This is a genomic window from Ochrobactrum sp. Q0168 (assembly GCF_016427605.1).
GTDB lineage: Bacteria > Pseudomonadota > Alphaproteobacteria > Rhizobiales > Rhizobiaceae > Brucella.
Map to the genome: position 1 here is coordinate 39939 of NZ_JAELXQ010000020.1, position 23901 is coordinate 63839.

Consider the following 23901-nt stretch of genomic DNA (forward strand, 5'->3'; position numbering starts at 1 on the left):
TGTTCGATGGATCGGTCTATCGGGCAAAGCCGACGGCGAGCTGCGCCTTCTTGCAGGCGTCACTCTTTGGGGGTGCGATGCCCCAGTGGTCCGTGCGTCCAGGCGGCCAGGTCCATTCGGACGGCCCCTTCACGCGATAATCGTCATCGACTTGCAGAACCTCCGCAGTATATTCGACGACAACGCCCATCGGGTCGACGAAATAGGCAAACACGTTGTCGCCTGGACCATGGCGTCCGACACCCCATCCAATTGGATATCCGGCATCGACCACACGTCCAGAACCGCGCATGACTGATTCAAGATCAGGCATCAGAAAAGCGACATGGTTCAGTCCATTTTGGGAGGCCTCAGCCAACACGACCGCATGGTGGTCATCGTTGCAGCGAAGGAAGGCCATGAGTTTTGACCGGTCGGTCAGGCGAAAGCCGAGAACGTCCTGGTAAAAGCTCGAAAGAGCTTCAATATCGGTACTGTTGATGTTGACATGGGCCAGTCTTGTCGGGCGGTTGCTGGATTGAGACGCGGTCTTACGGAGGTCGCCGTGCACGAATTCCAGCACCGCGCCCTGTTTCTCGCGGATGACGAAGCGTCGTCCACCTGACGGTGCATCGGCTTCGCCTGGTTCGCGCAGCACGGTACATCCGGCTTCCTTGACCCTTTGGAATAGAGCATCAAGGCAATGAGAGGATTGGGTGCGAAACGTCGTTTTCCTCAGTTCCACGTGTTCGCCCGGCTTTAGCTCCAGCACGTGGAAATCATCCCCGCTCGCGGCGAGAAAAACCTTTCCGTCCAACTCGGCAACGACGTCGAGCCCCCACACACGGGTGTAGAAATCGACAGATTGGTCGATGTCGGGCGTTGACAGCTCAACGCTGCGCAGCGCCACAATGGGAAAATTGCTCATCTGCTGAGACCTTGTTGAAAGCTAGAAAATCAAGCGCGTTGCCAGAAATCAGTCGCTCGCGGAGAAAGGGATCCGTGAAGGAAGCCTGAACACTTGCAACGGGATCTGCATCTTGAAAATTAAACGGATAGTCAGTGCCGATCATAACTTTGTCTTCGCCGAATATTGAAACGATACGGCGCAGCGTTTCGCTATTGAAGACCAATGAATCAACATAGAGACGTCTTGCCTGTACTTCGGGCGCCTCGGGCATGGTTTCCTTCAAAGCGGGGAAAACCTCGTACCCTTGCTGCAGCCGCGGTAAAAGAGAAGCAAATGTACCCCCACCGTGACTGAAGGCGATACGCAGTTTCGGAAACTTCAAAAGCAGCCCGCCGGTAATGGTGGAAGCAAGCGCGAGGCCCACATCCGTGGGATACCCTATGACCTGTTGCAGGGATGTCGGCCCCACCAGACGATCCAGGCCAGCCGGCCTCACCGCATGAACAAAAACTGCCGCACCCAAAGCCTCTACTTCAGCGAAGAAGGGATGTAGGCGCGGATCCCCAATTGGAACACCATTGATGTTGCTACCGATTTCGACGCCTGAAAAGCCTAGATCCTTGACGAGCCGATGGAGTTCTTCGATAGCAAGGTCGAGGTTCTGCAGTGCCACTCCACCAAATCCTGCGAAACGCCCTCGGCCTTCCGCGATCAGAGACGCAATCGTATCATTGACATGACGAACGAGATCGTGGGCGGGGCGGGGATCAAGCCAATAGCCGAACAGCTCCGGCATCGGTGAAAGGACTTGAACCTTGATCCCGGCGCGGTCCATCTCGGCCAAACGCCGCTCCGCTACCCAGCACGCATCACTCACGGTGCGATAAGGCTTGTCGTCGATGACGACGGTTGCATGACAAGGGTCGGCACTTTGCATGCTCGGCCAGCCAGCCATCGCAACGCCGCCTGGGGGCGCCGGAAAGCGCGAAGGAACGACGTGGCAGTGAATATCCACGCCGCAGCATTTGCATCCTGATCCAAGCCTTGCCGGTGATTTATAGGGTCCACCCATTCACGTTCTCCTCGGCGGACAGGTTTAATGTGCAAATTTTTAATTGCAATATAAAAATTTATAAATTTTGCCCAGACGCAAACATGTGTATATAAAGCAGTATCTTGGCGGAGCAGGAGATTCATGAGCTTGGACGTGATCAATAAGGGGATTGAACCTGCCGCAACCCTGGCCACCAGCATCTATGAAAAGCTGAAAGCGGACATTCTGTCTGCTGCGTTAGAACCGGGCAGAAAGCTGCAGCTTCGATTCCTTATGGAAAATTATGCAGCCGGGCAGACTCCGCTGCGAGAAGCGCTCAACCGACTGACGACAGAGGGGCTTGTCGTCGGAAAGGAACAACGCGGCTTTTACGTGCAATCGATCAGTATTGAAGAATTGGCGGAGTTGACCAAAACGCGCTGCTGGGTCGAAGGCATTGCGCTGCGAGAATCCATCATCAATGCCACATCAGCTTGGGAAGAAGCGCTGCTGGTCGCCAATCACAGGCTCGATAGAACACCGCGGTCACTTGATCCAGAAAAGTTCGAGAATAATCCAGAATGGGAACATCATCACAGGATGTTTCACGCATTGCTGATCGGCAACTGCAGGTCGCGTCCTCTTGTCGCGTTCTGTGAACAACTGGCCGAACGTCTATCTCGGTATAGATCACTTTCCAGCCGGAAAGCCTTTCGGGTGCGCCGGGTAAACGAAGAACATGCAGTTATATTGAAAGCTGTGCTTGAACGGAACTCCGAACAAGCTGTTTCGCTCCTGCAACAGCATTATCAGCAAACGGCAGAATTCATTAAAGCTGATCTTAATCAAAATGATAGGCCGGAAGAAACGGCAATCTAACCGGATCCTAACCGCGGCCACTTCCTTCCGGCCGGTATCTTGTTGGCTTTCTGGCAGCCGAGCATGCTGTTGAATGTATTACCACCAGCTAGAGCGCCGATCTGATTGGATCAGATCGGCGCTCTATTTCTTTATTTTAACGCGCATCCCGAAAACCGGTTCGCATTTTTGGGAATGCGTTCAAGAAATGAGTGGTGACAAAGCCCAAACTACGTTTCCAAGATCGCCGATCGTCTTACCATTCCACCAAACGATCAGGTCGAGCCAAAAAGCCGCCCTTCTTCCTGCAATTGCCGAAGCGGTGCGGAAAACTCTGCAATAAAGCCCTCGGGTCGAAACTCGGATTTGACTTCACCTGAACCTACAAGACCCATTCTTATGAGTTTGGAACCAAAACCCGTTTTTACCGGTTGAACGACAAGAGGCCCATCTACCTCGGTCCAGTTCAGCGAAAAAATCGGATCGACCTGTTTTTTAGATATGGCAACGTTCAGTTTTACGTGTCCGGTATCGTTGGAAAGAGCGCCGTATTTGATCGCATTGGTCGTCAGTTCGTGAATCAAAAGCGAAAGAGTGGATGCTCCTTTCGGTCCGATTGAAACATCGGGACCGCTCATATGAATGCGATCGGCGACAGCCAGAGCTGTCGTGATTCCCGACACGATCTGCCGCAACGAGCCTTCCGAACTCTTGCCAAGCCGGAGAACGTCATGAGCGTTCCCCAGCGCAAAAAGGCGCTTGGTAAAAGTGTTGATGACGTCTTCTTCAACATTGTTGTTGAAGGTTTGGCTCGCAATGGCTGATACCACACTAAAAGTATTTTTAATACGGTGGGCGAGCTCGGCATTGAGTATCTTGGCGTGTTTCTCTGCTTCTACTTTTCCCGTTGTCTCAATGACTGTATCAATCATTCCGCCAACGCGACCTTGTTCATCGAAGATCGGACTATAGCAGAAAGTGAAGTAACACTGTTCATCGTAACCATGCCGGTCAATGATCAGCGGGAAGTCTTCGATAAACGTCGCCTCTCCAGCATAAGCTTTCTGGACCATTGGCAGGAGTTCATCCCACACCTCTGACCAAATATCGCGAAACGATGCTCCCATGCAGTTCTCTTTTTCACCGAGAATAGGCCTGAAAGCATCGTTATAGATCGTGGTGAACTCTGGCCCCCAGATGATCGCCTTGGGAAATTTCGAGGCCAACATCATCTGCACTGCTGTGATCAGAGGTATCGGCCAACCTTCCGGCACTCCAATCGGGTTTCGGCTCCAGTCCAACGCGCGAATTTCTTCGGCCGATTGACCTCGTGCATGCAGAAAAAGCACTGCACTATCCATAGTTTATTCCAATTTTTATGAGAAAGTTGCGTCGATGGCACTGGATGATTCTATTCGATACAGCTGATAAAAGCGAGCGATATTCAACGGTAGAAGGCCCGTGGCGCGCATTTTCTAAACAGCTTGCACGAAGACATTGTTTGCTGCCGTGCCGGGTCGCGTTCATCACCTTTACGAGAGTTGGCTTGACGGGACCAGAGGAAGGCCCAAACTGTAGTATAAAGCGGGTGTTACCGTCGGCGTTTCACATCTAGTGGATGTCGGGAAAATTCAGAAGACCATCTAAACAGGCTTTCATAAAACCAAAAGCTATTCAGCTGGATGAAGAAGCTATGATCCTTGAAACTTACTTGCGTGTCTTTGTTGATCCGTCCGCGTTGGAGAATACAATCGCTTTTTATCGAAGTCTTTTATCTGGCGAGGTCAGCCTGCACTTTGTCGATCCAGGAAATGAGCTCGAACTCGTCGCAATAAGTTCGCAGAAGCTATCGGTGCTCATTATTGCGGGACATTACGACAAACGTGCGCCTTTTGAATTGACCCGTTTAACGGTCAAAGTTGATCGTTTGGAAAACGCAATTGAAGTTCTGATGAGCATTGGCGCAGTGCAATTGGAACAAATTCAGCAGACGCCCGTGGGCCGAAAAATGCGTTTCCAGCACGCTGATGGGATGGTTGTGGAATATGTTGATCACGATGGAAGTGCCGCCAAATAGATGTGAAACCCGTATAAGGCGTTAAAAAGAGTGCCAAATCAAAACGCCCGCCTCTCGGTCTGCTGTTCATGGTCAGAGTTTATCGAACCGAACAGGCAAAAATCTCCAGTTATTGTTGATGTTACATGAGATCAAAGCTGTTGTTGAACTTCAAATTGTACATTACCGTCCGCCCATGCAAAGAAAGCTCCACCGAGGTGGCGACGTGAAATCCAGTCTTCTCCCTTTCGTCGACCCGGCTACCGTAGCCTCTTATACGGAACAAACGCCCAAGAAAGTGCCTGGGCTGACGGACTTGCACCGGATGACCACATTCCTATTGTCTGAGCGGGCAAAGCCTGACGCTCACATTCTGGTGGTCGGTGCCGGAGGCGGTCTCGAGCTGAGCGCCATGGCGCAGGCGCGCCCTCACTGGAAGTTTACCGGTGTCGATCCATCATCCGCCATGTTGGATGTTGCTCGGCACGTAACGGAACCTTATTCCGACCAGATTGAGCTTTGTGAAGGTACTGTCGATCAGCTATCTCTTGATAGTTTCGATGGGGCCACTTGTTTGCTTACGCTGCATTTTCTCGACCGCACAGAGAGATTGCGGACATTAATCGAAATACGCCAACGCCTGAAAGCAGGTAGCGCACTTGTCATTGCGCATCATGCCAATCCTGATGGTCACCCGCAAAAATGGCTGGCGCGCTCAGCTGCTTTCGCTGTGCCAGATGGTCAAAATTCAGAGAGCGCGGCGGCATCGGCCAAAGCCATGGCAGAGCGCTTGACGTTGCTCAGTCCAATTGAAGAAGAAAAGATGCTGTTGGAGGCCGGCTTCGCCGAACCCTCGCTCTTTTATGCCGCTTTGTCTTTCCGCGGCTGGGTGGCGTTCGCCGACTGACCAATATCGGCAACTTGCCACGGGCTATTTCTTTGCACTTCAATTCACGCGCATGCGGCGCAGACGCCAGTCGCTAGACCATAGCGTTCAGATCATATCCTGAACGCGTTCCCAGCCGTTCACCAAATGCCGGTCCAGACACTCGACAAGGGCCGCAGCATCGCGTGCTTCCAGAGCCGCAATCATCTCTTCGTGCTCCCTCACTGCATTCGCCCAGTTGTTCGGGCCTTCATGTCCGATGAAGCGGATGCGTTTCAATCGGCTTTGCAGTGTGCCGTGCATGTAGGTAAGCGTTTCATTGTCCGCGAGCTTGACGATTGCCGTATGAATATCCTGGTTGAGTTTGTAATAATCGAGACGCCGTTTTGCTTGATAATGTTCCAGCATCTGATCATGCAGGTGACGGATATGCTCTATGTCGCGGTCCGATCCGTTTTTGCAGGCAAGCTCGCCCGCAAGGCGCTCAAGGGAGCGGAGGACGATCCACATATCCTCCACGTCCTTCTTGTCGAACACGCGAACGATCGCGCCGCGGCTCGGCACGAGTTCAACAAGGCCTTCGCTTGCCAGAAACTTGATGGCTTCGCGCAGCGGAGTGCGTGAAACGCCCAACTGCATGCCAATCTGGCTTTCATGAATCCGCGTGCCCGGCTTCAGTTCACCCTCGACAATCATGTCGCGCAGACGATTCACAATTGCATCGTGAAGCGGAACTCGCGAAATGCGTCCGCTTTCGAGGTTCTCCCCGGCATCTGCGCCGGCCTCATCGCTGACTGCAGCCAAAAAATCTCTCCGTAAGTGGGCATTTAACGCCTTCCATAGCCGTTAAAACACCGTATGTCCACAGTGTCCTTTACACACGGCGTGTAAAATGCTGAACTCTGCATACAGAATACTTGACCGGAAAAATGATTGCAGATATGTCTGTTCCGGCATCGGGAGGAGAGATTAGATGATGACTGATCTGCGGCAGAGGCCGACAATCGCGCTCGCTATGGGCGACCCGGCGGGCGTGAGCCCTGAACTGACCGCCAAGCTGATCGCGTCGGAGGTGGTCAATGCGGCTGCGCGTCTCATTGTCATCGGTGATCGTCGCATTCTGGAAAAAGGGGCAAGGTTTGCGGGTCTGTCCCTCGACCTTTGCGAGGCGTCAGTGGAAACGATCCCCGCCGCCGACTACTCAAAGCCCGGTTTCATTGATCTTGCCAATCTCGATCCAGCTGACGTTTCGGTGGGCGAAGCAACGCTTGCCGGCGGCACGTTTGCTTCGACGAATTTTACTCTGGCTCTTAAACTCGCGAACGAAAACAAGGCTGACGCGGTCTGTTTCACACCGTTCAATAAGAAGGCAATGCGTTATGCCTATAGCGGTTATGACGACGAAATCCGGTTCATTTCCGAAAAGATCGGCTTTACCGGTAAGGCGCGAGAATTCAATGTGCTCGAGAATATCTGGAATGCGCGCGTCACCTCGCATATTCCGTTGGCGGAGGTCTCGTCTCATCTTTCGAAAGATGCGATCCTATCGGAACTCGCTCTGACTTTTGCTTGTCTTAAGCGCTCCGGAATTGAAAATCCGCGCATCGCTGTGGCGGGGCTCAATCCACATGCAGGGGATGGTGGCAGCTTCGGTATGGAGGAGATCGATATCATCGAGCCTGCAGTCGCAGAAGCGCAGGAGAGGGGCTGGGCAACGGAAGGCCCTTTCCCCGCTGACACTGTTTTCCTCCGCGCAATGAAAGAGGGTTTTCACGCGGTGCTGACCATGTATCACGATCAGGGTCAGATCGCCATGAAGCTGATGGGCTTCGACCGCGGCGTCACGATGCTAGGCGGTTTGCCTTTCCCGGTTTGTACACCAGCTCACGGCACTGCTTACGACATCGCCGAAAAAGGTATTGCAAATCCACGAGCCAGTGAAGAAGCATTGCTGCTGGCGGCAAGAATGGCGGGGCGCTCCCGGCCACCTTCTGGAACGACGATCTTCTAAATCACTGAAGACCATGGAAGGGAGAGAGGCCATGGACGAACAGATCATTATCGAAGATGCCCGCATGACGCCCCTTTTGCAGCCCGGCGCGCGCCTCGAGCGGCTTTGGACCGGCGCCGTTTGGAGTGAGGGGCCCGTATCGTGGGAAGATGGCAGTGTAACGTGGAGCGACATCCCGAATAACCGGATGTTGCGCTGGAGGCCCGGCGGCGAGACGAGTGTTTTCCGCTCACCCTCCAATCACACAAACGGCCATACGCGTGACAGGGAAGGCCGGCTCGTCAGTTGCGAACACAGCGGACGCCGTATCAGCCGCACGGAGGCAGATGGCACCGTTGTCACGCTGGTAGATCGGTATGACGGAAAGAGATTGAATTCACCAAACGATGTCGTGGTGAAATCCGACGGCACCATCTGGTTCACCGATCCGCCCTACGGCATCATCAGCAATCATGAGGGGGTACTGGCCGAAAGCGAGATTGGCGCTAATCACGTGTACCGATTTGATCCGCAAACCGGCGTGATCACGATTGCACGCAACGATTTCGAAAAGCCGAACGGCCTGGCCTTTTCTCCTGATGAGAAGCTGCTTTACATCTCGGATACCTCGCGTTCTCACGATCGCGACGGCAATCACCACATTCGCGTCTTCGACGTTGTTGATGGCTGCAGGCTCGAAAATGGCCGTGTCTTTGCCGTCATTGAGCCGGGCCTCGCGGACGGATTTCGTCTCGACATCAACGGAAATGTTTTTTCCAGTTCTGCCGACAGCATTCAGGTGTTTGCGCCCGATGGCACCCGTCTTGGCAAGATCATGGTTCCCGAGGTCGTCTCGAACTGCGTCTTCGGCGGCCTCAACCGCTCCACACTTTTCGTTACTGCTAGCACCTCTCTTTATTCTATCGAGTTGGCAACGCAAGGAAGCATTCGGCCATGAGCTCTTCCGAAGCACTGGATTTCGCAGCGCCGGAAGAGTTGATCCGGTTTGAAAACGTGAAGAAGCAGTTCGGTGGCGTGCAGGCTCTTCGCGGGGTCTCGTTTACCGTCGGCAGCGGCGAAATCCTCGCGCTTCTCGGTGAGAACGGCGCGGGAAAATCTACGCTGATCAAGGTGTTGGCGGGCGTCTATACACCGGATGAGGGTGAAGTGCAGTATCGCGGCAAGCGCTATCACCATGCGCCGCCGAAAAGCGGGGCTAAGCAGCGCGTTGCCTTCATCCATCAGGATCTCGGTCTGCTGGAGTGGATGACCGTGGCGGAGAATATCGCGCTGACGGTCGGGTTCCCGCGTAAGACGGGCATCATTTCCTGGGCCGGCACGGAGAGCGTGGCCCGCTCCGCATTGAATCTCATCGGCAGCGACATCGATCCGGATCGACGCGTTCAGGATCTGAGCCGGACGGAGAAGTCGCTGGTTGCAATCGCCCGCGCGCTGGCCGTCGAAGCGGATGTTCTCGTGCTCGACGAACCCACGGCCAGCCTGCCTGCAGATGAGGTTCTTCGCCTGTTCGACGCGCTTAAGCGGTTGCGGAGCCGCGGTATGGGAATGATCTTCGTCTCGCACCGGCTTGACGAGGTGTTCCAGATCGCTGATCGCGTGGTGGTGCTGCGCGACGGGCAAAAGGTGGGAGACAGTCTCGTCAGCTCCATGGATGCCGATAAGCTCGTTCACATGATCGTCGGTCGGGCGCCGGAGAAAGTCTTTTCAAAGGCTGAAAAGACCGAGGGAAGGCAGCTGCTAAAGGTTCGCGAGATGCGAATAGATAACGGCGCCCCGCTCGATTTCGAAATCAGCCAAGGGGAGATTGTGGGGCTGGTGGGCTTGCGTGGTGCTGGCCAGGAAAATGTCGGACGGGCCATCTTTGGCAGCCATGCCTTCAACGGCGAGGTTCAGCTCAATGGCGCGGCACACAAGCCCGAGCATCCGCGCGCGGCAATTGCCAGCGGTGTGGGGTTAATTGCGCGTGAGAGGACGGAAGAGTCCATCTTTCCGGCGCTCAGCATTCGCGAGAACGCTTTCGTCAATCCCGGCTCGGTCGGTCGCGCGATGTTCTCGGTCATGTCGCCGGGCCGCGAGGCCGATCACGCGATAGCCCTTGGCCGCAGCGTTGGACTACGTCCCAACATGCCGCATCTGCCGATCGAAGCACTGTCCGGTGGCAACCAGCAGAAAGTCGTCGTCGGCCGTTGGCTGTCGATGGGATGCAGCTTGCTAATCGCCGAGGAGCCTACCGCTGGCGTCGACGTGGGTGCGAAAGCGGAAATCTATGCACTGATGAAGGAAGGGCTGCGTCGAGGCTTGGGGATTATTCTCATCTCGACCGATTTCGAGGAGGTGGAGAAACTCTGCCATCGCGCGCTTGTCTTCAGTCGAGGTGCGATCGTTGATGAACTGTCGGGCGAAGATCTCAACATTGATCGCCTGATCCATTCCGCCTCTGCGGGGTCAAACCGCACACGCCACTAAATCGAACGCCATCAAGGGAGGAGGCGGTTATCATGCAGTCTATAAAATCCAATGCCGTCGAGCCGACGAAATATGATCTGCGGGGAAAATCCTTTGGCCAGAAGGTCATGCAGCTGCTGCCCGTTTATGGGTTGGTCATCCTGACGCTTTTGCTCATCGTCATTTTTTCGATTGCGCTGCCCGATACGTTTCCGACCGTGCTGAATGCCCGCTCGATCATTAGTGATAAGGCGATTATCGCCATTTTGTCGCTGGCAGTAATGATCCCGATGGTCACGGGTAAGATTGACCTGACAGTCGGTTACGGCATTGTCCTCTGGCATATTCTTGCCATCAGCTTGCAGACTCAGTTCGGCTTCTCATGGCCGGTCGCCGTTCTGATAGTTTTGTTCCTCGGTGCTTTCGTCGGTATGCTTAACGGTATACTGGTCGAAGTCGCACAGATCGATAGCTTCATCGCCACGCTTGGTACTGGCACTATCCTCTACGCGCTGGCCTTGTGGCACACGGGTGGCCGACAGGTGGTCGGTGATTTGCCATCGGGCTTTTATGCCATCAACAACAGCTGGTTCCTCGGACTGCCGATCACCGGCTACTATGTGCTCGCATTGGCCTGCATCCTGTGGCTGCTTTTCGAATACACGCCCATCGGCCGCTATCTCTACGCGATCGGCGCAAGCAACCGGGCCGCAGCTCTCAACGGTATTGCGGTCCAGCGGTATGTGATGGGTGCCTTTATCGCCTCGGGGCTTCTTTCGGCTGTCGCAGGCGTCATCTTGGCATCCAAGCTGCGGATTGGTCAGGCAAGTGTCGGTCTCGAATATTTGCTGCCAGCATTGGTCGGTGCATTTCTCGGATCGACGACGATCAAGTCCGGTCGCGTTAATGTGTGGGGCACCGTGGTGGGAGTCACTATTCTCGCCGTTGGCATCTCGGGAATTCAGCAGTTCGGCGGAGCCTTCTTCATCGAGCCACTGTTCAATGGCGTCACATTGCTGATCGCCATTTGCATTGCCGGGTATGCGCAGAGGAGGCGCAGATCCACATCGGCCACGGCGCCTGCTCTGGCCACCAAGTCCAAAGACAAGTGATAATTTATCAAACTGGGAGGGACTAACATGGGCATGAAGACGAGACTTTTTACGACTGCGGCCATTTTGGCCGGGTCCATGATGACCCATACGATAGCACGGGCCGACGAGCTGGTAGACCAGGCGAAGGCAAAGGTCGCTGCTGCCTCGAAGCGTGTTGACAAGTGGGATGGTCCGACAGCGGGACCGAAGGCCACGGGCCGCAAGACCATTGTTTACGTTGCGGGCGACATGCGAAACGGCGGTATTCTTGGGGTCTCCGATGGTATAAAGGAAGCAGCGGGTGTGATTGGCTGGGACTACCGTGTCATCGATGGCCAAGGAACGGTTTCGGGTCAAGCCGCCGCATTGAACCAAGCCGTAGCCCTGAAGCCTGACGCTATTATCGTTGGCGGCAGTGATGCTGTCCAGCAAAAGGCTGCCCTCGAAGGAGCGGCTACTCAGGGCATCATCGTCGCCGGTTGGCACGCAGGCCCGGTTCCTGGTCCGATGCCGGACGCCCATCTCTTTGTCAACGTCACGACAAACGCGATGGACGTCGCTGAAATAGCCGCGATGAAGGCAATCGCCGACTCTGATGGCAAGGCGGGAGTGGTGATCTTCGCCGACTCTGCCTACGCAATCGCCATCGCCAAGGGTCGAGCCATGGAGGCAGAAATCAAGAAGTGCAGTGGATGCCAGGTTCTGGAATTCCAAGACACACCGCTCGCTGACACGTCGAACCGCGTTCCGCAGCTAACCACCACGCTGCTACAGAAGTTCGGTGCCAAATGGACCTATTCGCTGGCTATCAATGACCTCTATTACGATTTCATGGGATCCTCGCTCGGTTCGGCAGGGATTGAAGGTAGCGGCGCGCCGTTCAATATTTCAGGTGGCGATGGTTCGGAATCTGCCTATCAGCGCATCCGTAGTGGTCAGTACCAAGCCGCAACCGTGCCGGAACCGCTGACCATGCAGGGCTGGCAGGTCGTCGACGAACTCAATCGCGCTTTCGCCAAGCAGGCTTGGTCGGGCTATATCCCGGGTATCCACCTTGTAACGAAGGATAACATTGCCTTCGACGGCGGCGACAAGAACGTCTTCGATCCAGGTAACGGATATCGCGATGAGTACAAGAAAATCTGGGGAAAATAAGCCTCGGTATTTACCAAAGTCGGGGTGGTGGCGTCGCCACCCCGATCTGCTATGATCTCGACGGAGATGCTCACTTTGCCCAATGCCAACAATATCAGCCGGACCCTGCTGCTCATCGAAAAGAGCAGCCATTGCCTCAGCTTCTACGATACTGAAGTAGGTACACTTTTGGACAGTATTGCGCTGCCGGATTATCCGCACGAGTTTACCGTAGATGCCGCGGAAGAATATGCTTATGTCGGCCACTATGGCGTGAAGACATCCGCCATAAATGATGTTGGCGGTTCCTCGGTCTTCGTCATTGATATTGCGAACCGGCGTCTGGAGCGGACGATCGATTGCCGCCCGTTCCGTCGTCTGCATGGCGTCGGCTTGGACGAACAGGACAGGTTGCATGTTTTGAGCGAGACCGACGCCGTTATTCTACGCTTCGACGAACCGCGCACGGCGACTGCTCCCACCCGTGGTGTCCCCACGGGTGGGCTGAAGAGCCATCTGTTTGCGCTCACCCGCGACGGTCGCTGGGCGTTCTGTATGAACTTGTTGAGCCACACAGTCAGCAAAATTTCGCCGATAGATGCCTCCATCGCACCTGTTGTCATTTCACCGGGCGTCAAGCCCGAGGGCCTGTTCCTGACCAAAGATGAAAAAACGCTCTTTGTCAGCAACCGCGTCTCAAATACCCTCGTGGCCATTGCGACGGATACGATGACCGTCACGCGGGAAGCCAAGGTGAGAGACGACCCGGCCCGTATTTGTGGCATGCCCGATGGCCGACTGCTTGTTGCCAACTACGAAAATCGCAGCGTCTCGGCGGTGAATGCGGATACATTTGAGGAAACGGATTTCCTCGAGCTTCCTGGTCGTCCGGCGGCTGCTTGTATAGATAGTCACACCAACACGGCTATCATTGCGGTCGACAGCAACCAGTGCTTCAAGATCAACCTCTCAACTATGGAGATCGTAGGCTCGTTCCAGACCAAGTTGGAGCCCGACTGCTGTTATGTGCTCGGCAGCAGAAAAAATAGCCAGCAGTAGAAAGAAATTGCCCCATTGCTTGTTGGTGCTATTACACATGATTTCACCGCTAGAACCGTAACGACGGACAAATTTACAGTTACGTACTTCTGTTTTAGCAAGATATGCGCGAAATTCTCCGTACAAACGGACAGGGTCGATGCGGAATTGTTATCCGCAACGCAATCAAATTCGAATCCATAGCACCGACAGTTTTTCATGATGAATTTGTGCCTGAATGGGGTGTCTAATGAAACTGGTACCAATAGTTGCAGTTGCTTTTCTCGCCATCTCCGGCGGTGTGCTGAAGGCCGAGGAGGCGAAAAAGCCAATAACCAGCGATGATCTCAATGACACCAACAATCCATTGAACCCGGCGATTACCCTCAATCTTCATAACTTCTATGTACCGGATCTGGGTGGTCCTTTCGAAGGCAATGCGAATGCATTTTTCCTCCGCGGACTGGTTCCGTTTTTGGTCGGTGACATCCCCAATCTGGTCCGGTTTTCGATTCCGGTAATCACGGAACCGACATTACTGGATGGTGGCCACACGACAGGCTGGGGAGATCTGGTGATCTTCGACGTGGCGTTATTCGAGCAGAGGGGCTGGGCATGGGGCGTCGGGCCGGTACTTGGCGTCCCCACTGCGAGCGAGGATCGGTTCGGCAACGGGAAATGGACTGCGGGAGCAGCAGCTGGCGCCGTCTTCCCACAAGACTGGGGTCTTGTCGGAGGACTTGCCACATACCAGCAGAGCTTCGCTGGCGACAATGATCGCAAGGATGTTAAGAGCCTCGAGTTTCAGCCTTTTGTTTTTTACAATTTGAAAGAGGGTTTCTATCTTCAATCCACGGCGAGCTGGTTCTTCAACCTTGAAAGCGACAATTGGTCGATCCCGGTGGGGCTGGGGCTCGGAAAGATGTTTCATCTCACGAACGATGTCAAAATGAATGTCTTCGTTGAGCCGCAGGTGACCGTAGCAAGCAAAGGCACAGGGCCGGATTGGCGGCTCTTCGCCGGGGTCAATTTTTCGTATTCATTGGAGAAATTCATGAAGAACCGAGAGATAAAATAACACTCGAAAAAAAGAGCGTCATTTCAACGGGCGAAGCGAAGAGGCCTTCGGCTCCGAAGCCGAAGCTTTCAGGTCGTCAAGCATCGGGTTCGTCATACGTAGATCCCTTGGTACAATTCTGGAGACGCGGTTGCGGATCGATAGGGCCCGATTTGATAGTCAGTATGACGCTGCCTAGAATAATGAGGGTGCCGAGAATGGCGTTGAAACTCGGATGAATGCCCCAGAACAGCCATGTGACCGTGATCGACCAGATCAAGCCCGAATAACCGAACGGGGCGAGGAGGGCAGGCGATGACATTCGGTAGGCTACGGCGCTCAATCCGATGCCCAGGCTCGAGAATGCTGCCGCAGCGCCAAACTGGGCAAGGTGAGGGATCTGTAGTCCACGCCAATGCTCAAGCGCTAACGGGGCCACAAACAGTGCTGAAAAGAATGCGCCAAAAAAGCAGATCGTCCACAAGTTGTCTTCCGACGGGATCCAGCGCGAACTAATAGCATTGATGGCGTAAAACACGCTTGATGTGCCCGCCAGTCCCATAGCGTAATTGAAGCTGGATGCCTGTGGATTGATCGCCACAACGACACCGATGAAACAGAAGCAGATCGAGAGCCATGTACGAAAGCCGACGCCTTCTTTGAGCAGAAAACGGGACATCGCGGTGATAATAACAGGCGTCAAGAAGAGAATGACTGTCGCCTCGGCCACAGTTAGAGTTTGCAGGGAAGCGATGTACAAATAGGCGGCGATCAGGCCAAAAGCTCCCCGCAGCGCATGGAGCCCAATTCTGGTCGACCATATCGTGCCTCGGCCAGTTGACCTGACATGAAGCAGATAAAGAATCGGCAAGGCTAGCAGGCTGCGGATCAAAATGATCGATGACACATCATAGTCGCTGATGAGAAATTTGGTTGTCGTATCATTCAGGGTAAAGGCCAAGCTGCTTACACAAAGAAGGGCAGCACCGAGGAAACGCAGCGGTATCATGCCGCTTCCTCCAGGTCGGACGCGATCTGAAAATATACGGAAGTAAAGTCCCCGCAGTGCGGGAGAGCGATTACATCAGGATCAGATGTGGTGGTTCTTACCTCACGCACGCCGATGCACCATGCTGGCGACAGATTGCCGCTCCCGGAGGCTCGTCTCAGCTCTCAAATCATCTGTCCACGGAACCAGATTCGGAGCTTTCGAGCGCAGGTTGAGAGTTGCCAAATTCGACGATGTTGAGCGGTGACTGATACTACGCCCTTGATATGTCGTGATCTTTCCCGGTTTCAGGTCACTCCCCTCCATTTTGCCCTCTTTTTGGGGCTCCGATGAAAAACATCGTTGCATATCTGTATGTTAATAAAAAGTTGGACGTTCAGCAAATTTTTTGTTTGACTTCATCCTCGTCGAATTTCAGTATTTGATCGTCAGTTTTACTTGCGGCAGGGAGTGAGGCGTGAAGACCCGAGTAACCGAGCTATTGAAAACGAAATACCCAATCATTCAAGGTGGAATGCAATGGGTTGGCCGGGCCGAGCTTGCATCAGCTGTATCGAATGCGGGCGGTCTTGGTATCTTGACGGCGCTGACGCAGCCTAGCCCGAAAGCGTTGAGCGAAGAGATCGCGCGCTGCCGCCAGATGACCGACAAGCCATTTGGAGTCAATCTCACCATTCTCCCAACGACAGCACCCCCACCATATGAAGAATATCTTGATGCCGCGCTGCATTCGGGGGTCAAGGTGATAGAGACGGCTGGACGCAGTCCGAAAGAGTTCATTGAGAAGATAAAGGCAGCCGGTGCGGTTGTTGTTCACAAGTGCACGGCTGTACGTCACGCGCTTTCAGCCGAACGGGCTGGTGTCGACGCCATTTCCATCGATGGCTTCGAAGCGGCTGGACATCCCGGTGAAGATGATATTGGGGGGTTGGTTCTCTTTGCTGCCGCAGCCGCGCAGGTGAAAATTCCATTGATCGCCTCGGGTGGCATCGGCACCGGCGAAGGCATGGCGGCAGCTTTTATGCTCGGTGCCGAGGGTGTGAACATGGGTACCCGCTTTTGTGCCACAAGAGAGGCCCCCATCCACGACAATATCAAACAGGCGCTGGTTCATGCCGGGGAACGCGACACCAATCTGATCTTTCGAACTTTCAGAAACACCGGGCGTGTTTTGAAGAATGCTATATCCGATGAAGTCGTGGCGATCGAGGGGCGACCGGGCGGTGCGGAGTTTACAGACGTTCGACCGCTGGTATCCGGAGAGCGAGGTCGTCACGCATTGACAACCGGCGAACTGGATAGCGGCCTGGTCTGGGCAAGTCAGACGCTCGGGCTGATCAAGGATATACCAAGCTGTCAGGAGCTTATCGAGCGCATTGTCAGCGATTGCCGTCTTGCTATGACAAGGGGGTTACACGCATTTTCCAGCTGACTTTGGTCAGCGGAATACCGAATAGGGTGCTTTGGAGGAGGCCCCTTGCTGGTTGTTGCATACAAAAAAACGCGGTTATGGAGCCGCATAGGGAGGAGGAACAATGAAGAAGACATTCATACTGGGTGCAGTGCTTGCCATGGTAGCCGGTTCGGCTGTGGCTGAAGAAAAGGTCAGCTATGCGTCCTACGGCGGCGCTTATCAGGAAGGTGTGCGAAAAGCCATTCTCGACCACTTGCCGCAAGACCATGGCATGACGGTTGTTGATTATGTTCTGGCTGGTGGTATCCGCGATATACGCACCAAGGTACGCGCAAATGCGGTCGACATCGATGTGGCAGAGCTCTATGGCGGTCTGTGTGATCTGGCGGGGAAAGAAGAGCTTCTGGTTCCGCTCGATTATTCAAAACTTCCCAATGCCGCTGGCATCCCGGAACACCTGCGCTCAAAATACTGGGGAGGGGTCACCGCCTATACGTCGGTCCTCGCCTATAACAAGAACGTCTATGGTGACAAGGGACCACAAAACTGGGCTGATTTCTTCGACACGGAAAAATTCCCCGGCAGTCGCGCTATCTCGGGTAATTCGCCAGCGACGAATATGGAAATTGCCCTAATGGCCGACGGCGTGGCTAAGGACAAGATTTATCCCGTTGATATGGACCGGGCGATGGCTAAATGGTCTGCGCTCAAACCGAATATCAGTGTTCAGTGGGCGACGGGCGCACAGGCGACCCAGCTCGCAACGTCCGAAGAGGTCGATATGCTGTCGATCTGGGCAGCACGTATCGATGCCGCCATCAAGGAAGGCGCACCCTATACCTATAAGCTTGATGACGCGGTGATGGATGTAGAATGCTTGGTTATTCCCAAGAATTCACCCAATCCAGAAGGTGCAATGCGCCTGATCAACCATCTGCTCGATCCTAAATATCAGGCGAACCTCCCAAACTACATCGCCTATGGGCCGATGAATCAGGATGCGTTCAAACAAGGGCTTGTGCCTGCCGATAAGGCAGCAAGGATTGTGACGAGCACCGAAAATCTCAAGAAGCAGCTCATCACCAACATGCCGTACTGGGCCGAAAATAACGAAAAAGCGCAGGCCATGTGGGACAAGGCAATGATGCAATAGTCGGTTCTGGCGGGTTGGAGGCTTCAGTCTCCAACCCGGGAACTTTCTTCATGGAGCCCAAGATTACAATCTGTAGCCAATAACGGGGCTGCGGAGTCCTGTTGTGCGCTGATGGAAAGCAGAGATGAAACACTCCTCGACGACAGCTTTGCCGGTTACGATCCAATCCCTGTCCAAACATTACGGCAATGTCCGGGCGGTTGATGATGTATCGCTGGCGATTAAAGCCGGTGAATTTCTCACCTTGCTCGGCCCTTCCGGGTCGGGAAAGACAAGCCTTCTGATGATGATTGCGGGTTTCTCCCGCCCAACGGATGGGTCGATCAAGATTGGCACACAGGAAATCGTGCATCTTCCCCCCCACAAGCGCAATATTGGCATGGTTTTTCAGAACTATGCGTTGTTCCCGCATATGTCGGTATTCGAAAATGTCGCTTATCCTCTGCGTTTGCGTAAGATCGGTCGTGCCGAAATCGAGGAGCGGGTCAAGAAAGTGCTCGATTTGGTGCAACTTGGAGGCTATGGCGAGCGTAAGATCACTGAACTATCCGGCGGTCAACGCCAGCGTATTGCGCTTGCGCGCGCTATCGTGTTCGAACCGCGCATTTTGCTGATGGATGAACCGTTGTCGGCACTTGACAAGCAGCTGCGGGAGACGATGCAGATCGAAATCCGCAAACTGCATGACCGCCTGGACATGACGACCATTTCCGTCACGCATGACCAGCGCGAAGCACTCACCATGTCGGACCGGATTGCCGTATTCTCGAAGGGAAAACTCGCCCAGGTCGCGTCGCCAAAGGATCTCTATGAACACCCCGAGAGCCGCTTTGTTGCTGAATTCATTGGTGAAACCAGCTTCCTGCCGCTTCGACGTACGAATCTGGGCGTTAGCTATGGCGATCAGAGCGTGAACTTGTCGGACGATGTTGGCGAACTGCATGATAATATGTTGCTGAGCATGCGTCCCGAGCGCTTGCGTTTCGCCACAGATGAAGCGGCAGCGAGAGCTTCGGGAGCAAATTTGTTCTCAGGCCAGGTCGTGACTGCCATTTATCAGGGTGAATGTCTGCTTTTCGAGGTGATGCTGGATGGCGGCGATAAAGTGTTCACGCGTATGGCCAACCGCTTCGAAAATCTGCGGGCAGTGCCGAAGGTTGGTGAACGCGTGGCGCTGCGTCTGGAACGGGCGGACGCGCGGCTTGTACGCGCGGAGGCTTGATGATGACAAAAGCTGTTATCTCATTTCCAATGGCAAACCCCAAGCCGGTGACGCAAGCCGAACTGGATGAAAACCGTCGCGCGCTAAACCGCGAACAAAAATACGAAAGCTGGTCGATGGTGCGCCTCACCATACCTGCACTCGCTATTGTTGGCATTTTGATGGTAGCGCCGCTGTTGTGGTTGCTGTCGATGTCTTTTGTCGACGTCAATGGAGACTACGGTCTCGGTAATTTTCGACTGTTCTTTTCGGAACCTGTCTACATCGAGATGTTTCTCAATACTTTCAAAATTGCGCTCATCGTCACCGTGATCTGCCTGCTGCTCGGCTATCCGGTTGCCTATCTGATGTCGATCCTATCCTCCAAATGGGCAGGTCTGTTGATGTTGGCAGTGCTGGTGCCTTTCTGGACTTCCGGGCTGGTGCGCACCTTTTCTTGGCTGATCATTCTGCAGCGCAACGGCGTGGTCAACAAAGCATTGCAAGGCCTTGGCTTGATCAATCAGCCGCTGGCATTGGTCAACAACACCACTGGTGTCGTCATAGGCATGGTCCATATCATGATCCCTTTTCTGGTGTTGCCGCTTTATGCATCGATGAAGGCCATCGACGCCAATCTGATGCGCGCTGCCGCGAATGTGGGCTCGTCGCCGACCCACGCTTTTCTGCGCATCTTTTTGCCGCTTTCCATGCCGGGACTGGTCGCTGGCGCCATAATGGTGTTCGTGATGTGCCTTGGCTTTTACATCACGCCAGCACTGCTCGGCGGTGGCAAGGTGAAGATGATCGCGCAGCGCATTGAAGAGATGATCTCGCTCTACCCGACATGGGGACCTGCCGCTTCTCTTGCTGTGTTGCTTCTGGCAATGACTGCTCTTTGCTTGTGGATCAGCCTGGTGCTGGTGCGCCGACTGTCGTCGGATCGATAGGTGTTATGATGGAAGCTCACGTTCCTCACCGTGCACGTCTCTGGCTCTACATTCTCGTCGGACTGGTGCTGTTTTTCCTGATCGTTCCGACCCTGATCGTGATTCCGGTCTCGTTCAGTTCAACGACTTCACTGGTATTTCCACCAGCGGGTTGGTCTACACGCTGGTACGCGTCGTTTTTCGGGCAGGAAAAGTGGATCAGCGCGCTGTGGGTATCGCTGCGGGTCGCGTTCGGAACTATGATCGTTGCGACCGTTACCGGTGTGGCGGCATCCTACGCTCTTAATCAGGGACGCATCGCAGTTCAGGGTCTTTTGAAGACGGTGCTGGTTGCGCCGCTGGCAGTGCCGTCGATCCTGATCGCCGTTGGCATTTTCTTCGTCTACGCCAAAATCGGCATGCTGTTGAACACTATTGGGGGCATGATCCTCGGCCATTCCGTGGTTGCGATGCCATTTGTGATCCTGACCATGCTGGCCGGTTTCAGCAGTTATGACTCATCGCAGGAAATGGTGGCACGCAGTCTAGGTGCCAATCGGCTGAAAGCCTTTCTGACTGTAACTTTGCCTCAGCTCAAGCTTTCGGTCGCAACCTCGATGCTGCTGTCTTTCCTGATTTCTTTCGACGAATTGATTATTTCGCTGATGGTGGCATCAGGGCCCATGTCGACATTGCCGCGCGTTACCTTCTCCACGCTGCGCGATGATCTCGATCCCACATTGGCGGCGGTTTCAACACTCATGTTGATCGTCACATCGCTACCGCCGCTTCTGCTGCACATTTACAGCCAGCGGGCAGCAAGGAACGGTGGTTGATATGATCGCAGAACTCAACCGGGAAATGGATGGCTTTGTTCACCTTGAGAGGCATGGACCCGTACTCGAGATTCGTATGGTCAAGCCGAAGGTCAATGCGATCTGCCGCAGTTTAAGCCGCAATCTGGAAAAGGCGGCACTCTATTTGCAAGATGATCCCGATCTGCGGGTCGGAATTCTGTCGAGCGGGTCAGAGCGTGCCTTTTCAGCTGGCTATGACTTCAAGGAAGGAACGGACCGCAACAGTGGTGTGAGCACCGAAGGCGCAAAAGAGGGTGGTTTTGGCGGTATCACGACGCTGTGGTCCCTCAGAAAGCCCCTGATCGCTGCTATCAACGCCCCGGCCATTGGCGGTGGACTCGAAATATCGTTGGCTTGCGATATTCTGTTGATGGCGGATGACGCCTTCATCCAGTTGCCCGAGCTTGAGCGGGGATTGCTGCCCGATGGCGGGGGACTGCAACGTCTGCCACGTCGTATACCTTATTATGTGGCGACCGGAATGATCTGGACCGGCGACCGCATGAACGCACAAGACGCGCAGCGTTGGGGTTTGGTTTACCGCACCTCGTCACGAGAAGGTCTTATGCCGATGGCGTTGGAAATAGCCCGGAAAATTGCGCGGTCTGCACCGCTGGCTCAGCAAGCGCTGAAAGAAACACTGCGCACGGTGGACGGCATGTCGGATCGCGATGCCATGCAATTGCGCGCTGGTGACAATCCGGAGCTGTCAACCTTTGCCGCCATGCTGTGTTCGGAGGATATGATCGAAGGCCAAAAAGCCTTCCTCGAAAAACGACCGCCGCGCTGGCGCGGACGCTGAACCAATAACTGAATGACAATTGAGACTGCCTAATCCTTGTGGCTGGGCAGAAAGGGAGAGCTATGTATAAATTTCTGGAAATAGAACGTCATGATGCGGTGGGCGTTATTGCCCTCAATCGGCCCGAGGCGCGAAATGCGCTCGGTATGGGGATCACCATAGAACTGCGCAAGGCACTCAAGGAAGCGGCGGCTGACCAAACTCTCCGCACCCTTATTCTGGCTGGACGCGGTGGTGCCTTTTCAGCCGGCGCAGATGTGAAGGAATGGGCGGCGGGCAGAACGGATTGGCCGGACATGAACTGGGTGGAGGAGTCGCTGCGACTGGTCCAGCAGGTCCATGAAATGCCAAAGCCCGTTATCGCCATGATCGACGGTGCAGCTGTGGGTGCGGGTCTCGATATGGCTTTGGCGTGCGACTTCCGCTACGCATCCGAAAAGGCCAAGTTCATCTGTTCCTATACCAATGTCGGTTACAACCCGGACTGCGGCGGAACCTGGTTGATGCCGCGTGTGATCGGCCTCGAGGCAGCAAAGCGTTTTGCCTATACGGGCGAACTATGGACCGCCGAGGTCGCGCTTCAAAACCGGCTTGTCAGCCATGTCAGCACTCCGGAAAACCTGTGGCAGGACACATTTGCTTTCGCCCGGCAACTTGCAAGCGGACCGACGGTGGCCATCGCTCAGACCAAGAAATTGCTGAACAGCGCCCATACGCGTAGCCTTTCCGACCAACAGTTGGAAGAAGTGGCGGCAGGAAAGGTCTGCGCACAGACACAAGATCACAAAGAAGGCCTGGCCGCTGCCAATGAGCGCCGCGCACCGAATTTCATCGGTGCGTAGAGGAGGAACACCATGGATTTTGCATTAAGTTTCGAACAACAGGCGCTCATCGATTCGTTGGAAGAGTTCTGCAAACGAGAACTTTACCCGCACGAGAATCTTGTCGAGGAACTCCGCTATGTTCCAGAGGAGATCAAACAGGAAATTCAGCAAAAATCGATACAGGCGGGGTTTGCCGGGATGAACCTGCCTGAGGAATGGGGCGGCCCGGGTCTCGATAAGCAAACCAAGATGCAAGCCGAACGCGTGCTTGGTAAATCAAGCGCCGCGCTCACCATGTGCATGAACCGCGGTGTTACCGGCATCCTTTTCAAATGCAAGGGCGAACAGATTGAAAAATATCTGAAGCCGGCCATCCGTGGCGAACGTAAGGATGCCTTCGCCCTCACGGAACCAGGCGCGGGGTCGGACGCCCGCGGCATCACGACCAAGGCTGTGCGCGATGGGGATTACTGGATCATCAATGGGGTGAAACAATTTATCTCTCACGCCGATATCGCAGATTTCATCGTGCTCATTGCCGTTACCGGCGTGGATGAAACGCCGCGTGGACCACGCAAGCGTTTTACGGCGTTTCTCCTCGACAAAACTTTGCCGGGACTGCGTGTCGAACCGATGAAGTCGATCGTCACCCGCGGCTATAACCCAACCATGGTCTATCTTGAAGATGTTCGCGTTCATAGCGACGATATTCTGGGCGAAGAGGGTAAGGGCTTCGATACTGCCAATGAGTGGCTCTATGATGGCCGGGTCGCGCTGGCCGCGCATTGTGTCGGTCGTTCCGAACGCATCTTCGAAATGACCAAGGAATGGGCCGGAACCCGCAAGGCATTCGGCAAAACTATAGGAGAATTCCAGGGCGTCGGTTTCAAGGTCGCCAATATGGCGGTTGATATAAAGCTCGGTGATCTTATGGTGAAAGAAGCCGCGTGGAAAATTGAGAATCAGACGATGAACCGCACTGAAGCGTCAATGGTGAATTACTGGTGCTCGGAAATGGTGTTCCGGGTTGCGGATGATGCCGTGCAAATCTTCGGCGGCATGGGCGTCATGGAAGAATTCCCCATCCAGCGTTTCTGGCGAGATGCGCGTATTGAGCGTATTTGGGAAGGAACATCCGAGGTCCATCAGGATATTATCGCAAAGGATCTGTTGAGACCGTATCAATAATTGAGTGTCGCCGTTAGTCATCG

Annotated in this window: 23 protein-coding genes; 18 read left to right on the plus strand and 5 right to left on the minus strand. The window is 54.4% G+C overall.

What is annotated here, in order from left to right; all coding sequences use genetic code 11:
- Window positions 1–16 precede the first annotated feature (16 nt).
- Together JAU75_RS21415 and JAU75_RS21420 are read right to left on the minus strand one after the other, a co-directional pair.
- Complete coding sequence (locus JAU75_RS21415) at window positions 17–907, minus strand: VOC family protein (protein WP_199058525.1); 891 nt, start codon at window positions 905–907, stop codon at window positions 17–19.
- Complete coding sequence (locus JAU75_RS21420; protein ID WP_199058526.1) at window positions 870–1961, minus strand: amidohydrolase family protein; 1092 nt, start codon at window positions 1959–1961, stop codon at window positions 870–872. Before JAU75_RS21420 ends, JAU75_RS21415 begins: the two co-directional genes overlap by 38 nt.
- A gap of 123 nt (window positions 1962–2084) precedes the next feature.
- Here JAU75_RS21420 and JAU75_RS21425 point away from each other — a divergent pair, with 123 nt between their 5' ends.
- A complete protein-coding gene (locus JAU75_RS21425) occupies window positions 2085–2801 on the plus strand; it encodes a GntR family transcriptional regulator (protein WP_199058527.1) in 717 nt (238 codons plus the stop codon).
- A gap of 254 nt (window positions 2802–3055) precedes the next feature.
- Here JAU75_RS21425 and JAU75_RS21430 read toward each other — a convergent pair whose 3' ends face one another.
- Window positions 3056–4141, minus strand: coding sequence for an HWE histidine kinase domain-containing protein (locus JAU75_RS21430; protein ID WP_199058528.1), 1086 nt, complete (start codon window positions 4139–4141; stop codon window positions 3056–3058).
- A 257-nt stretch (window positions 4142–4398) separates the two neighbouring features.
- On the opposite strand from JAU75_RS21430, the gene JAU75_RS21435 reads away from it, so the two are divergent.
- Window positions 4399–4857, plus strand: coding sequence for a hypothetical protein (locus JAU75_RS21435; protein ID WP_199058529.1), 459 nt, complete (start codon window positions 4399–4401; stop codon window positions 4855–4857).
- A gap of 118 nt (window positions 4858–4975) precedes the next feature.
- Window positions 4976–5743 carry a class I SAM-dependent methyltransferase gene (locus tag JAU75_RS21440; protein ID WP_247880576.1) on the plus strand — a complete coding sequence of 256 codons (768 nt, stop codon included), beginning with the start codon at window positions 4976–4978 and terminating at the stop codon, window positions 5741–5743.
- An 87-nt stretch (window positions 5744–5830) separates the two neighbouring features.
- Here JAU75_RS21440 and JAU75_RS21445 read toward each other — a convergent pair whose 3' ends face one another.
- Window positions 5831–6526: a GntR family transcriptional regulator gene (locus JAU75_RS21445; protein WP_247880577.1), complete on the minus strand. Its 696-nt coding sequence runs from the start codon at window positions 6524–6526 to the stop codon at window positions 5831–5833.
- A 169-nt stretch (window positions 6527–6695) separates the two neighbouring features.
- On the opposite strand from JAU75_RS21445, the gene JAU75_RS21450 reads away from it, so the two are divergent.
- The 7 genes from JAU75_RS21450 (at window position 6696) to JAU75_RS21480 (ending at window position 14522) form a co-directional block, all read left to right on the plus strand.
- The gene (locus tag JAU75_RS21450; RefSeq protein WP_199058530.1) at window positions 6696–7733 is read left to right on the plus strand and encodes a 4-hydroxythreonine-4-phosphate dehydrogenase PdxA; all 1038 of its coding nucleotides are present in this window, start codon (window positions 6696–6698) and stop codon (window positions 7731–7733) included.
- A 31-nt stretch (window positions 7734–7764) separates the two neighbouring features.
- Entirely contained in the window at window positions 7765–8670 is a 906-nt protein-coding gene (locus tag JAU75_RS21455) for an SMP-30/gluconolactonase/LRE family protein (RefSeq protein WP_199058531.1), read from the plus strand.
- Window positions 8667–10199 carry a sugar ABC transporter ATP-binding protein gene (locus JAU75_RS21460; RefSeq protein ID WP_199058532.1) on the plus strand — a complete coding sequence of 511 codons (1533 nt, stop codon included), beginning with the start codon at window positions 8667–8669 and terminating at the stop codon, window positions 10197–10199. The genes JAU75_RS21455 and JAU75_RS21460 overlap by 4 nt, the downstream gene beginning before the upstream one ends.
- A 32-nt stretch (window positions 10200–10231) precedes the next feature.
- On the plus strand, window positions 10232–11290 hold the full coding sequence (locus JAU75_RS21465) for an ABC transporter permease (RefSeq protein ID WP_199058533.1): 1059 nt from the start codon (window positions 10232–10234) through the stop codon (window positions 11288–11290).
- Window positions 11291–11323: 33 nt separating this feature from the next.
- A complete protein-coding gene (locus JAU75_RS21470; RefSeq protein WP_199058534.1) occupies window positions 11324–12427 on the plus strand; it encodes a substrate-binding domain-containing protein in 1104 nt (367 codons plus the stop codon).
- Window positions 12428–12502: 75 nt separating this feature from the next.
- Window positions 12503–13465: a YncE family protein gene (locus tag JAU75_RS21475; RefSeq protein WP_199058535.1), complete on the plus strand. Its 963-nt coding sequence runs from the start codon at window positions 12503–12505 to the stop codon at window positions 13463–13465.
- Between the two features lie 229 nt (window positions 13466–13694).
- Window positions 13695–14522: a hypothetical protein gene (locus tag JAU75_RS21480; RefSeq protein ID WP_199058536.1), complete on the plus strand. Its 828-nt coding sequence runs from the start codon at window positions 13695–13697 to the stop codon at window positions 14520–14522.
- Between the two features lie 76 nt (window positions 14523–14598).
- Here the strand turns inward: JAU75_RS21480 and JAU75_RS21485 are convergent, their stop codons facing one another.
- Complete coding sequence (locus JAU75_RS21485; RefSeq protein WP_199058537.1) at window positions 14599–15510, minus strand: DMT family transporter; 912 nt, start codon at window positions 15508–15510, stop codon at window positions 14599–14601.
- Between the two features lie 457 nt (window positions 15511–15967).
- Between JAU75_RS21485 and JAU75_RS21490 the strand changes: the two genes are divergently transcribed.
- From JAU75_RS21490 to JAU75_RS21525, 8 genes are all read left to right on the plus strand, one after another.
- Entirely contained in the window at window positions 15968–16942 is a 975-nt protein-coding gene (locus JAU75_RS21490; RefSeq protein WP_199058538.1) for a nitronate monooxygenase family protein, read from the plus strand.
- 103 nt (window positions 16943–17045) lie between these two features.
- Window positions 17046–18077 (plus strand): ABC transporter substrate-binding protein, encoded by a 1032-nt coding sequence (locus JAU75_RS21495; RefSeq protein ID WP_199058539.1) that lies wholly within the window; start codon window positions 17046–17048, stop codon window positions 18075–18077.
- Between the two features lie 124 nt (window positions 18078–18201).
- The gene (locus JAU75_RS21500; protein WP_199058540.1) at window positions 18202–19299 is read left to right on the plus strand and encodes an ABC transporter ATP-binding protein; all 1098 of its coding nucleotides are present in this window, start codon (window positions 18202–18204) and stop codon (window positions 19297–19299) included.
- Window positions 19299–20228 (plus strand): ABC transporter permease, encoded by a 930-nt coding sequence (locus JAU75_RS21505; protein WP_199058541.1) that lies wholly within the window; start codon window positions 19299–19301, stop codon window positions 20226–20228. Before JAU75_RS21500 ends, JAU75_RS21505 begins: the two co-directional genes overlap by 1 nt.
- Before the next feature lie 8 nt (window positions 20229–20236).
- Entirely contained in the window at window positions 20237–21043 is an 807-nt protein-coding gene (locus JAU75_RS21510; protein WP_199058542.1) for an ABC transporter permease, read from the plus strand.
- Window position 21044: 1 nt separating this feature from the next.
- Window positions 21045–21866, plus strand: a complete 822-nt coding sequence (locus tag JAU75_RS21515) for an enoyl-CoA hydratase-related protein (protein WP_199058543.1) — start codon at window positions 21045–21047, stop codon at window positions 21864–21866.
- Between the two features lie 62 nt (window positions 21867–21928).
- Window positions 21929–22708 (plus strand): enoyl-CoA hydratase-related protein, encoded by a 780-nt coding sequence (locus JAU75_RS21520; RefSeq protein WP_199058544.1) that lies wholly within the window; start codon window positions 21929–21931, stop codon window positions 22706–22708.
- Window positions 22709–22720: 12 nt separating this feature from the next.
- Complete coding sequence (locus tag JAU75_RS21525; RefSeq protein ID WP_199058545.1) at window positions 22721–23878, plus strand: acyl-CoA dehydrogenase family protein; 1158 nt, start codon at window positions 22721–22723, stop codon at window positions 23876–23878.
- The last annotated feature ends 23 nt before the right edge of the window (window positions 23879–23901 follow it).

Coding starts and splice junctions, on each gene's coding strand:
- JAU75_RS21415 (WP_199058525.1), bottom strand. CDS start 907: ATGAGCAATTTTCCCATTGTGGCGCTGCGCAGCGTTGAGCTGTCAACG.
- JAU75_RS21420 (WP_199058526.1), bottom strand. CDS start 1,961: ATGGGTGGACCCTATAAATCACCGGCAAGGCTTGGATCAGGATGCAAA.
- JAU75_RS21425 (WP_199058527.1), top strand. CDS start 2,085: ATGAGCTTGGACGTGATCAATAAGGGGATTGAACCTGCCGCAACCCTG.
- JAU75_RS21430 (WP_199058528.1), bottom strand. CDS start 4,141: ATGGATAGTGCAGTGCTTTTTCTGCATGCACGAGGTCAATCGGCCGAA.
- JAU75_RS21435 (WP_199058529.1), top strand. CDS start 4,399: ATGTCGGGAAAATTCAGAAGACCATCTAAACAGGCTTTCATAAAACCA.
- JAU75_RS21440 (WP_247880576.1), top strand. CDS start 4,976: ATGTTACATGAGATCAAAGCTGTTGTTGAACTTCAAATTGTACATTAC.
- JAU75_RS21450 (WP_199058530.1), top strand. CDS start 6,696: ATGATGACTGATCTGCGGCAGAGGCCGACAATCGCGCTCGCTATGGGC.
- JAU75_RS21455 (WP_199058531.1), top strand. CDS start 7,765: ATGGACGAACAGATCATTATCGAAGATGCCCGCATGACGCCCCTTTTG.
- JAU75_RS21460 (WP_199058532.1), top strand. CDS start 8,667: ATGAGCTCTTCCGAAGCACTGGATTTCGCAGCGCCGGAAGAGTTGATC.
- JAU75_RS21465 (WP_199058533.1), top strand. CDS start 10,232: ATGCAGTCTATAAAATCCAATGCCGTCGAGCCGACGAAATATGATCTG.
- JAU75_RS21470 (WP_199058534.1), top strand. CDS start 11,324: ATGAAGACGAGACTTTTTACGACTGCGGCCATTTTGGCCGGGTCCATG.
- JAU75_RS21480 (WP_199058536.1), top strand. CDS start 13,695: ATGAAACTGGTACCAATAGTTGCAGTTGCTTTTCTCGCCATCTCCGGC.
- JAU75_RS21485 (WP_199058537.1), bottom strand. CDS start 15,510: ATGATACCGCTGCGTTTCCTCGGTGCTGCCCTTCTTTGTGTAAGCAGC.
- JAU75_RS21495 (WP_199058539.1), top strand. CDS start 17,046: ATGAAGAAGACATTCATACTGGGTGCAGTGCTTGCCATGGTAGCCGGT.
- JAU75_RS21500 (WP_199058540.1), top strand. CDS start 18,202: ATGAAACACTCCTCGACGACAGCTTTGCCGGTTACGATCCAATCCCTG.
- JAU75_RS21505 (WP_199058541.1), top strand. CDS start 19,299: ATGATGACAAAAGCTGTTATCTCATTTCCAATGGCAAACCCCAAGCCG.
- JAU75_RS21510 (WP_199058542.1), top strand. CDS start 20,237: ATGGAAGCTCACGTTCCTCACCGTGCACGTCTCTGGCTCTACATTCTC.
- JAU75_RS21515 (WP_199058543.1), top strand. CDS start 21,045: ATGATCGCAGAACTCAACCGGGAAATGGATGGCTTTGTTCACCTTGAG.
- JAU75_RS21520 (WP_199058544.1), top strand. CDS start 21,929: ATGTATAAATTTCTGGAAATAGAACGTCATGATGCGGTGGGCGTTATT.
- JAU75_RS21525 (WP_199058545.1), top strand. CDS start 22,721: ATGGATTTTGCATTAAGTTTCGAACAACAGGCGCTCATCGATTCGTTG.